9 protein-coding genes and 1 pseudogene are annotated in these 9,662 nt (G+C 76.1%); 5 read left to right on the top strand and 5 right to left on the bottom strand.

All coding sequences use genetic code 11. The annotated features are described in order from the left end of the window. Together ACZ7IF_RS30110 and ACZ7IF_RS30105 are read right to left on the bottom strand one after the other, a co-directional pair. Positions 1-334, bottom strand: a pseudogene (locus tag ACZ7IF_RS30110) (two-component sensor histidine kinase); the annotation flags it as partial. A gap of 52 nt (positions 335-386) precedes the next feature. Then, positions 387-1,076, bottom strand: a complete 690-nt coding sequence (locus ACZ7IF_RS30105) for a response regulator transcription factor (protein WP_470977782.1) — start codon at positions 1,074-1,076, stop codon at positions 387-389. Positions 1,077-1,154: 78 nt separating this feature from the next. Here ACZ7IF_RS30105 and ACZ7IF_RS30100 point away from each other — a divergent pair, with 78 nt between their 5' ends. Then, entirely contained in the window at positions 1,155-1,718 is a 564-nt protein-coding gene (locus ACZ7IF_RS30100) for a hypothetical protein (RefSeq protein ID WP_470977780.1), read from the top strand. Between the two features lie 12 nt (positions 1,719-1,730). Here the strand turns inward: ACZ7IF_RS30100 and ACZ7IF_RS30095 are convergent, their stop codons facing one another. Together ACZ7IF_RS30095 and ACZ7IF_RS30090 are read right to left on the bottom strand one after the other, a co-directional pair. Next, positions 1,731-2,615: a spermidine synthase gene (locus tag ACZ7IF_RS30095; protein ID WP_470977778.1), complete on the bottom strand. Its 885-nt coding sequence runs from the start codon at positions 2,613-2,615 to the stop codon at positions 1,731-1,733. 25 nt (positions 2,616-2,640) lie between these two features. After that, a complete protein-coding gene (locus tag ACZ7IF_RS30090; protein WP_470977775.1) occupies positions 2,641-3,051 on the bottom strand; it encodes a hypothetical protein in 411 nt (136 codons plus the stop codon). Between the two features lie 274 nt (positions 3,052-3,325). On the opposite strand from ACZ7IF_RS30090, the gene ACZ7IF_RS30085 reads away from it, so the two are divergent. Further along, positions 3,326-4,648: a tetratricopeptide repeat protein gene (locus ACZ7IF_RS30085; RefSeq protein WP_470977773.1), complete on the top strand. Its 1,323-nt coding sequence runs from the start codon at positions 3,326-3,328 to the stop codon at positions 4,646-4,648. A 146-nt stretch (positions 4,649-4,794) separates the two neighbouring features. Here ACZ7IF_RS30085 and ACZ7IF_RS30080 read toward each other — a convergent pair whose 3' ends face one another. Beyond that, entirely contained in the window at positions 4,795-5,391 is a 597-nt protein-coding gene (locus ACZ7IF_RS30080) for a histidine phosphatase family protein (RefSeq protein ID WP_470977771.1), read from the bottom strand. A 119-nt stretch (positions 5,392-5,510) separates the two neighbouring features. On the opposite strand from ACZ7IF_RS30080, the gene ACZ7IF_RS30075 reads away from it, so the two are divergent. The 3 genes from ACZ7IF_RS30075 to ACZ7IF_RS30065 are packed head-to-tail and all read left to right on the top strand — an operon-like array spanning position 5,511 to position 9,621. Then, positions 5,511-6,731 (top strand): hypothetical protein, encoded by a 1,221-nt coding sequence (locus ACZ7IF_RS30075; protein ID WP_470977769.1) that lies wholly within the window; start codon positions 5,511-5,513, stop codon positions 6,729-6,731. Continuing rightward, complete coding sequence (locus ACZ7IF_RS30070) at positions 6,719-8,290, top strand: hypothetical protein (RefSeq protein ID WP_470977767.1); 1,572 nt, start codon at positions 6,719-6,721, stop codon at positions 8,288-8,290. The genes ACZ7IF_RS30075 and ACZ7IF_RS30070 overlap by 13 nt, the downstream gene beginning before the upstream one ends. Beyond that, positions 8,287-9,621 carry an AAA domain-containing protein gene (locus tag ACZ7IF_RS30065; protein WP_470977765.1) on the top strand — a complete coding sequence of 445 codons (1,335 nt, stop codon included), beginning with the start codon at positions 8,287-8,289 and terminating at the stop codon, positions 9,619-9,621. The genes ACZ7IF_RS30070 and ACZ7IF_RS30065 overlap by 4 nt, the downstream gene beginning before the upstream one ends. Positions 9,622-9,662 lie beyond the last annotated feature (41 nt).

The raw sequence follows: 9,662 nt of genomic DNA, 5'->3' as shown, positions 1-9,662 counted from the left end.
GGGGGTCTCCCGCCCCTTTGTGAGATGCCGTCAATCCCGTACCCCCCCCCCCCCCCCCGGGCTGTCGCCCCCCCCCCCCCCCCCCCCCCCCCCCGCGGCCCTCGCCGATGTCCACGGCGGCGGCGCCGCCGATCGCGGGCACGTGCACGGCCATCCGTCCGGCGGCGCCCATCTCGGTGGACTCCACGGCCCGGCGCAGCTGCGCGGGGTCGGTGGTGATGGACAGGGTCGGCCCCATGGTGGCGGCCTGTCGCTCGGCGTTGGAGAAGGCCCGGTCGCTGGCCATCTCCCGCACCACCATGGCGAGCGGCACCGCGAAGGCCAGGACCACCATGGTCGTGACCGCGAGGCACACCTTGACCAGCGCCCATCTCACGGCGTCCACCTCACAGCGGCGGCTCCAGCTTCACGCCGACCCCGCGCAGGGTGTGCAGGTAGCGGGGCCGGGCGGCGGTCTCGCCGAGTTTGCGGCGCAGCCAGGACAGGTGCACGTCTATGGTCTGGTCGTCGCCGTACGACTGCTGCCAGACCTCGGCGAGCAGCTCCCGCCGGGCCACGACCACCCCGGGCCGGCCGGCGAGGAAGGCCAGCAGGTCGAACTCCCGCCGGGTGAGGTCGAGTACGGCGCCGTCGAGCTCTGCCTGGCGGCGCAGCGGGTCGATGGCGAGCCCGCCGACGCGCAGTACGCGCGAGGGGGGTTCGGCGCCGGCGGCGGCGCGGGCGCGGCGCAGGACGGCGGCCATCCGGGCGGAGAGGTGCTCGACGGAGAAGGGTTTGGTCAGGTAGTCGTCGGCGCCGTCGTTGAGCAGCCGGACGATCTCGGCCTCGTCGTCGCGGGCGGTGGCGATGATGACCGGCACGTCGGTGATCCCGCGCAGCATCTTCAGGGCCTCCGACCCGTCGAGGTCGGGCAGTCCGAGGTCGAGGATGACCGCGTCGAAGCGGTTGTGGGCGACTTCGCGCAGGGCTTCCAGGGCCGTGCCGACGCTCCGCACGGTGTGGGAGGCCTCGGTCAGGTGCCGGATGAGGGCGGAACGCACGAACTGGTCGTCCTCGACCACGAGCACACTAGCCATGGGCGCACCGTAGTCCATCCGGGGGACCCGGGGAGGTGCCGGGACGGGTCTGGGACGTGTGGTGCAGTATGTGCCCTGATGCGACGAGGACCTGTACATGCCATGGCCTGGGTGCTGGCGACCGCGGCCGCCGTGACCCTGTCGTGGTGGGGTGTGCACACGGTCATGTCGGGGACCGCCTACGATCCCCCGCGCGCGGTGCCGTTGACGGCCAGGGCGCCGGACGCCACGCCGCTGCCCTCCTCCGGCCGGGGGCCGGATCCGGCACCGGCGCCTTCCCCCTCCCCGTCCGCGTCCCCGACGGCATCGGCGTCCGCGACGGCCCAGGCCGGCTCCGCGGCCTCCCCGCCCGCGAAGTCGAAGCAGGCGCCGCCGCCCGGCCAGCGCCCGTACCCGGAGGGCGGCCAGGGCGGCGGGTCCGGCACGGTGAAGAGCTACTCGGTGTCGGGCGGCCGGGTCGTGTTCGACCTCGGGGCCTCCTCGGCCGGGCTGGTCTCGGCGACCCCGGAGGCGGGCTGGCGGATGCAGGTGTGGAAGCAGGACTTCTGGATCCGGGTCACCTTCACCCAGGGCAGCCGCGAGGTGTCGGTGTTCTGCACCTGGCACGACCACCCGCCGGTGGTGGAGACCGTCGACCCGTGAGGCCCTGACCGGTCAGCGGAAGACCGAGGGCGGCGGCTGCGGGGAGGCGGTGGCGGAGGCGTCCTTCACCGGGCTGGCGCCGCCGGTGAAGTCGGCCAGGGCGCGGCCGTGTTCGACCCGGCCGGGGTGCGGGTCGCTCGCCACGCGGCGGGTGAACTCCGCCACGGGCAGCTCCCGGTCGGAGGCCACGAGCACCGCATTGCCGAAACGTTTCCCCCGCCAGACGACGGGATCCGCCGCCAGCGCCAGCTCCCCGAACCGCGAGGCGGCCGTCGCGACCTGGCCCCGCAGGTGCGCCAGCGGCGGGCCGTCCGCCAGATTGGCCACGTACCACCCCGTGGGCGCGAGCGCCCGGCGTACGTCGTCCAGGAACTCCTCGCTGGTCAGGTGGGCCGGGGTGCGCGCCCCGCTGAACACGTCCGCTATGACCAGGTCCGCCCAGCCGTCCGGCACCTTCGCGAGCCCCGCCCGGGCGTCCACGGCCCGTACGCGGATCCGCGCCTGCGGGTCCAGCGGCAGGTGTTCCCGTACGAAGGCCACCAGGGCCCCGTCTATCTCCACCACCTGCTGCGTGGAGCGGGGGCGCGCGGCGGCCGTGTAGCGGGCCAGGGTGAAGGCGCCGCCGCCCAGGTGCACCACGTTCAGGGGCTGCCGGGCGGGCGCGATCAGGTCGATCAGGTGGCCGATCCGGCGCTGGTAGGCGAAGTCCAGGTACCCGGGGTCGTCGAGGTCCACGTGGGACTGCGGGGCGCCGTCGATCAGCAGGGTCCAGGCGCGGGAGCGCTCGCGGTCCGGTGCCAGCTCGGCCAGACCGCCGCCCACCTGCCCGGCGACCGGTCCGGCGGCCGGTATCGCGCCGCCCCTGCTACCCCTGCTGCCCTTGCTCTTGCCTGCCACGCCACCATTATGGCTGGTCAGCGCCTCAGCGGCAGTTGTCGGCCGCCTCGATCAGCCGGGCCGCCTCGCCCAGCGCGGCGCGCAGCACCTCGGGGTCGGTGACCGGCCCCACGGCCTCGGGGGGCAGCAGCCAGCCCGTACCTCCCGAGGTGGGCGAGACGGCGGCGTCGCCGAAGCGCATGCCGCGCCCGTTGGTCTGCGTACAGGCGCTGCCGGGCAGGTCCCAGGCGTCGGCGGTGCCGGGCGGGACGAGGAAGCCGAGGGTGTCGCCGGAGCCGTCGTGCAGTACCGGACCGACCCCGGGGGCGGCCTGGCCGGCGCCGCGGCGGATGATGTCCACCGCCTCCAGGCCCTGGCGGGTGGGCACGGTCACCAGGTCCGGGGCCGGGGAGGTCACGCCGGGTCCGGGCGCGGTGTTCGTTCCGATGCTGTCCATGCCGGCCTCCACCAAGGGGAACCCCTCCTCGATCCGTATCCGCATGGGTTCAACGCACGGAAGCGTCAACGGGTGCGGCGGCAAGACGCCGCAAAGGATGGCAGTTCATGGCGGATCGCGGGTGAGATATCCGTTTTGTAGCCAAACACCGTATGAAGCACCCGCCGCTGGCGGTACGTTCATGCGCGCCGGAGCCCTGACTCCGGAGCGAGATCGACAGGGATCGAAAGGGGTCCTGCGGGACACCCGGGATCGTCCAGAGAGGCACACGTCCATGGCGGCGTCCCCCCACTCACCCAACTCCTCCTTCCGCCGGCTGCGCGGACAGCACTCCCCCGCCGAATTCGCGGCCATGGTCCGCCGCGCGGCCCGGGAGATCGGCGAAACGGTTTCCTGCGACGCCCGCTACATCGGCCGGGTCGAGTCGGGCGAGATCCGCTGCCCCAACTACGCCTACGAGCGGGTCTTCCTCCAGATGTTCCCCGGCCGCACCCTGGCCGACCTCGGCTTCTCCCCGCGCGAGGCGGTGCGCGGCAGGGGGGCGCAGCGCGCGCTGCCCGCGCCGCCGGTCTTCACCCACCTCCTCCAGCGTTCCAAGGAGAGCGACGTGCTGCGTCGCGCGTTCATGACGGGCGGCTCGGCGACCGTGGCGGCCGCGACGCTCAGCCTCACCCTGCTCGGCGACGGCCGCCGGATCCCCTCCCGCGCCGGGGAGGCCGAGGCCGCCGCGGTCGAGGACGCGGTGCGCCAGATCCGGCTGCTGGACGACCGGCACGGCGCCGACGCCCTCTACCGGCGGGCGGCGCAGCCCCTGAAGACCGCGTACGCGCTGCTCGACGCGGGAGCCACCCGGCAGTCCACCGAGGACCGGCTGCACGCGGGGGCCGGGGAGCTGGCCGTCTCGGTGGGCTGGCTGGCGCACGACTCGGGCCGCTTCGAGGACGCCCGCTCGCACTACGCGGAGGCCCTGGCCACCGCCCGGGTCTCGGGCAACGCCGCGCTGGAGGCGCACGCCTTCAGCAACATGGCCTTCCTGGCCCGGGACCGCGGCCGCCACCGCGAGTCGGTACGGGCGGCCCAGGCGGGCCGGCGCGCGGCCCGCTCGCTGGGCTCACCCCGGCTGCTGGCGCTGCTGGCGCTGCGGGAGGCCGGCGGCTGGGCGGGGCTCGGGGACCGCAGGGCGTGCGAGGAGTCCCTGGCCCGGGCGCACGCGGACTTCGCGCGGGGCGGATCGGCCGCCGACCCGGAGTGGATGTCCTTCTTCGGCGAGGCGGAGCTGGAGTCGCTGGAGTCCCGCTGCTGGGCCGCCCTCGGGGAGCACGCCCGCGCGGCCCGGCACGCCCGGCGCGCGGCGGACCTCCAGGACCCGCACTTCGCGCGGAACGTCGCCCTCTACACGGCGGAGCTCGCCGACGACCTGGCCCGGGCGGGCGCGCCCGACGAGGCGGCCTGGGCGGGCGGCCGGGTGCTGGACCTGCTGGCCGAGGTCCGCTCGACCCGGATCCGGTCGATGCTGGCGGGCACGGCCCGCACGCTTGTCCCGCACCAGCGCTCCCCGCGCGTCGGGGCCTTCCTCACCCGGCACGCGCAGGCGTAGCGCTCCGCGGGCGCCGCGGGTCGCCGGTGGTGCGGCCGGGGCGCTCCGCGGGGAGGCGTCGTCCTTCGGCCGCGGGCCGGCCGTGGCCGGTCGGGCAGTTCCCCGCGGCCCTAGGGGCCGTCCGACCCTGATCCGGCGGACACCCCCTAGCCCTCCAGGTGACCCGTGTCGTTCCAGCGTTCCAGCGCCGGGGCGCCGTAGGCCCAGCCCAGGACCGACAGGGAGGTGGGGTCCAGGCGGATGCGGGCGCCGAAGGAGGCCTCGAAGCCGAGCCAGCGGGCGGCCAGGGTGCGCAGGATGTGGCCGTGGGCGAAGACGAGGACGTCGCGCTCCGCCGAACGGGCCCAGGCCACGACCTCGTCGGCGCGTGCCGAGACGTCGGCGACCGACTCGCCGCCGGGGACCCCGTCGCGCCAGATCAGCCAGCCCGGCCGGACCGCCTGGATCTCGGCCGGGGTCATGCCCTCGTAGTCGCCGTAGTCCCACTCCATGAGGGTGTCCCAGGGGTCGGCCTGGGCCCCGAAGCCGGCCAGGTCGCAGCTCTCGCTCGCGCGGACCAGCGGGCTGGTGCGCACCTCCAGGCCGCGCAGGCTCGCCCAGGGTTCGCGGGCCAGGCGCTCGCCGAGCCGCTTCGCCCCCAGCCTGCCCTCCTCCAGCAGCGGCACGTCCGTGCGTCCCGTGTGCTTGCCGAGCAGGGACCATGCCGTCTGGCCGTGGCGGGCCAGCAGGATGCGGGGGGCCATCTGTGTTTCTCCCGGTCCGTGGGGGTTCACCGTCCGTCCATCATCCCCGACGTGGACGGACGGGTGTTCCGGCCGGACCTCGGGCGGGGGACCGGACCGTTTCCGCCGTATGACCACGATTGTCAGTGGCGGATGGGACACTTCCGCCCGTGAGCTCCTACCCGCCCGACGGCCCGCCCCAGACGACACTGCGGCAGCGGCTCGCCGACCTGCGCGGCCCCGCCGTGCCGCCCCGCCCGCTCGACGCACGGGCGCTCGCCGCCCTCGCCGCCAACCCCGGCTGCGGCAGACGGGCCCTGCTCGACGGCGCCGGGGTGGACAAGACCGCGCTCGCGGCCGCGCTGGGCTCCCCCGCCGCCTTCGGGCAGTCGCAGTTCGCGATCGTCCGCGGCAACTCCTTCGAGGCCCGGGTCAAGGGCGACGGCGGAGCGGAACTGCTGCGGCTGACGCACGACCGCCTGGGCGGCGCGGCCGAGCCCCCCGGGCCGGACTCCCGGGTGCCGGACCTGACCGCCGCCGGGCCCGAGGGGCGTGCCGCCCGGACGGCGCTGGCCCTGCGGGAGGCGACCGCCGCGCGGACGTGGACGCTGCTGGACCATCCGATGCTGGCCCTGGAGGTGGCGGGCACCCCCGCGTACCTGGAGCCCGACGCCGTCGTGGTGCACCCCGACGGCCGCTGGACCGTGGTGGAGATCAAGTCGTTCCCGATGATCGACGGGGCCGCCGACGCCGCGAAGGTGGGGGCCGCCGCGCGGCAGGCCGCCGTCTACGTGCTGGCCCTGGAGCAGACCGCCGGCAAGCTGGAGGGCGCCGAGGTCGGCCACCAGGTGCTGCTCGTCTGCCCGAAGGACTTCTCCAACCTGCCCACCGCCGCACTCGTGGACGTACGCCGGGAGCGGTCGGTGACCCGACGTCAGCTGGAGCGGCTGACCCGGGTGGAGGAGCTGGCCGCGGGGCTGCCGCAGGGGCTGTGCTTCGATCCCGCCCGGCCCGCCGCCGAGCTGACCGAGGCCGTCTCGGCGGTCTCCGCCGCCTACGCCCCTGAATGCCTCGCCGCCTGCGAGCTGGCCTTCCACTGCCGGGAGCGGGCCCGCGACGCCGGGGAGCCGGCCGTGCTGGGCCGTTCCGTACGCGGGGAGCTGGGCGGCCTGGCCACCGTCGAGGCCGCCCTCGCCGCGGCCGCCGGGGCGCGCTCCGGCGACGGCCACGCGGACGGCCCCGGCGACGACCCCACCGCGGCCGCGCTGCGCCAGGCGGCCCGGCTGCGCGCCGAGGCGCTGGCGTCGGCCGCCGCCCGACCCCCGTACGAGGCCCCGGAGACACCCGAATGCCCCTGCTGAGCACCCTGGCCCGGCTGGAGGCGGTCCGTGCGGGCCGCGCCCAGCCGCTCGCGACCGTGCGGCACCGCCACCTGAGCGCGGAGCCGCTGGTCTTCGTACCCCTGACCACCGCCGGTGAGGCGGGGGCCCCGCTCGGAGCGATGCTGGGCACCGACCGGCACGAGCCGCGGATCTTCGTCATACCCCAGCCGCGCGACCGGGACCTGCGCTGGCGGTTCCTGGCCGACCTGGCCGTGCACGTGATGGCGTACGTGGACTCGTACGCGGACGTCGTCGAGCCGGCCGAGCGCACCGAGACCGACCCGGAGACCGGCAGGAAGGCCAAGGTCGAGGCCGAGCTGTGCGTGGACGCGCCGCAGATCCTCGTGCCGAGCCGGGCGGGCGTCGAGTACGTGCGCCTGCTGGGCCGGTCCATGCGGTTCCGCCGGACCGCCGAGGAGGACCCGGAGAACCCGTATCCGGCGCCCACCCAGGTGCCGCTGCTGGGCCGCTGGTTCACCCACCTCGCCGAGCGCTCCCGGGTCCCCGGCTCCTCGATGCTGCTGTCCGCGACGGAGCTGCTGGGCCGGCACTGGGCGACCGGCCAGAGCAACCTGGAGGACCAGCACCTGGGGGCGCTGCTCGGCTGGATCGACCCGCCGGAGGGCGTCTGCGGCGCCGAGTTCGCGCTGCGCGTGGAGCTCGCGCGGGACGCGGACGGCCAGCTGGCGGTCCCGCCGGCCGGCCCGGCCACCGACCCGGCCTTCGACAACAAGCTGCTGGCGCCGGCGATCGCGAGGTTCGACGCGGCACGGGCGGCCGGCGAGCCCCGCGACGGGGACGGCGCGCGCCTCGCCGAGCGGGCGATCCGGCGGCTGGTCCTGAGCCAGATGGAGACCGCCTGGTGGCACACCTGGGCGGCGGTCGACCTGATGCGCGCCCTGCCGCCGGGCGAGCGGACCGAGGAGCGCTGGACCCGCGACCGCTGGTCCTTCACCGGCCACCGCGACCGGGTCCGGGCGGGCGAGCCGCCGCAGCCCCGCCGCGACGACGCGGTGACCGCGGCGCAGAAGCTGGCCACGCGCGAGACCGAACAGGTGCGCCTCGACGCGCAGGAGGCGCTGGACGACCCCCTCGTCATGGCGGGCCGGCGGTTCGCGGGCGAGGCCTTCGCCGGCGAGGTCACCGAGGTGCTGATGGAGTGGACGGAGGGCAAGCGCCCCCGGCCGCGCCCGCTGGTGACGGTGGCCACCGAGGACCTGCCGCAGCTGGCGGACGGGGGCGGCGGGAAGGTGTTCCGCTCGCTGGACGGACGCCAGCAGTCCTTCGAGTTCGTGCGGTACGAGGAGGACGGGCAGCTGGTGCTGCGCGTGCTCGACAAGATGGGCGCGGGCCGGGAGCCGGTGGCGGGCTCGGTGCCGGAGAAGGGCGACCGGGACTGCTGGACCCTCTTCGAGCACGACGCGCGCGGCGGCCCGAAGCTGCCCGACCCGGAGCACACCCCGTGGACGCACGGCGGCCCGCCGGGCTCCGCGACCGCCCCCGCCCTGGACGCCGTGACCGACGAGGACCTGCTGTGACCACCGCCTTCGACCCGGGCGCCGCCGCCGACCGGGCCACCGCCGCCATCCTCCACGACACCCTGCACGGCACCGAGCGGGGCGTGGTGGTGGACTCCCCGCCGGGGGCCGGCAAGTCGACGCTCGTGGTGCGGGCGGCCCGGGAGCTGGCCGCGGCCGGGCGCCGGCTGATGGTGGTCGCGCAGACCAACGCGCAGGTGGACGACCTGGTGCTGCGGCTCGCCGAGAAGGATCCGGAGCTGAAGGTGGGCCGGCTGCACAGCAGCGACGGCGACGCCTACGACCCGGCGCTGCGCGGGCTCCCCTCGGTCACCCTGTCCGCCAAGCCCGCGGACCTGGCCGAGCTGCCCGTCACCATCTCCACCGCCGCGAAGTGGGCGTACGTGAAGGCCGACGCGCCGTGGGAGCACGCGATCGTCGACGAGGCGTACCAGATGCGCTCGGACGCGCTGCTGGCCGTGGCCGGGCTGTTCGAGCGGGCGCTGTTCGTGGGCGACCCGGGGCAGCTGGACCCGTTCAGCGTGGTCGGCGCGGAGCAGTGGGCCGGGCTCTCGTACGACCCTTCGGCGTCGGCGGTCTCCACCCTCCTCGCGCACAACCCGCAACTGCCGCAGCACCGGCTGCCGGTGTCGTGGCGGCTCCCGGCGACGGCCGCACCGCTGGTCTCGCGCGCCTTCTACCCCTACTCGCGGTTCCGCAGCGGCACCGGACCCGGCGAGCGCCGTCTCGCGTACGGGGTCGCGGGCGACGGCTCGGGCCCGGACCGGGTGCTGGACGAGGCCGCCGCGTCGGGCTGGGGGCTGCTGGAGCTGCCGGCGCGGCACACCCCGCGCACGGACCCGGAGGCGGTGGGGGCGGTGGCGCTGGTGGTGCGCCGGGCCCTGGACCGGGGTGCGGTGACCTCCGACGAGCGGTCCCCGGCCCCCTCGCCCCTGACCCCGGACCGCATCGCCGTCGGCACCGCCCACCGCGACCAGGCGGCGGCCGTCCGCACGGCGCTGGCCGCGCTGGGCGTCACGGGGGTCACGGTGGACACGGCGAACCGGCTCCAGGGCCGCGAGTACGACCTCACAGTGGTCCTGCACCCCCTGTCGGGCCGCCCCGACGCGACGGCGTTTCACCTGGAGACGGGCCGCCTGTGCGTCCTGGCCTCCCGGCACCGGCACGCCTGCGTGGTGGTGGCCCGGGCGGGGATAGCGGAGCTGCTGGACGACCACCCGTCGACGGAGCCGGTGCAGCTGGGCGTGACGGTCAAGTTCCCGGACGGCTGGGAGGCGAACCACTCGGTCCTGGCCCACCTCGCCGAACACCGCGTCCCCTGGCGCCCGTAGCCGCCGCCCCCACCCGCCGGACGGGGTCCGGCACGCCGCCG

Source organism: Streptomyces sp. NPDC037421, assembly GCF_055602105.1.
This window is presented reverse-complemented; position numbering and strand designations above follow the sequence as displayed.

Excerpts from the sequence above, each read along its gene's own strand:
- ACZ7IF_RS30100 (WP_470977780.1), top strand. The coding sequence starts at position 1,155 with ATGCGACGAGGACCTGTACATGCCATGGCCTGGGTGCTGGCGACCGCG.
- ACZ7IF_RS30070 (WP_470977767.1), top strand. The coding sequence starts at position 6,719 with ATGCCCCTGCTGAGCACCCTGGCCCGGCTGGAGGCGGTCCGTGCGGGC.
- ACZ7IF_RS30085 (WP_470977773.1), top strand. The coding sequence starts at position 3,326 with ATGGCGGCGTCCCCCCACTCACCCAACTCCTCCTTCCGCCGGCTGCGC.
- ACZ7IF_RS30090 (WP_470977775.1), bottom strand. The coding sequence starts at position 3,051 with ATGGACAGCATCGGAACGAACACCGCGCCCGGACCCGGCGTGACCTCC.
- ACZ7IF_RS30080 (WP_470977771.1), bottom strand. The coding sequence starts at position 5,391 with ATGGCCCCCCGCATCCTGCTGGCCCGCCACGGCCAGACGGCATGGTCC.
- ACZ7IF_RS30105 (WP_470977782.1), bottom strand. The coding sequence starts at position 1,076 with ATGGCTAGTGTGCTCGTGGTCGAGGACGACCAGTTCGTGCGTTCCGCC.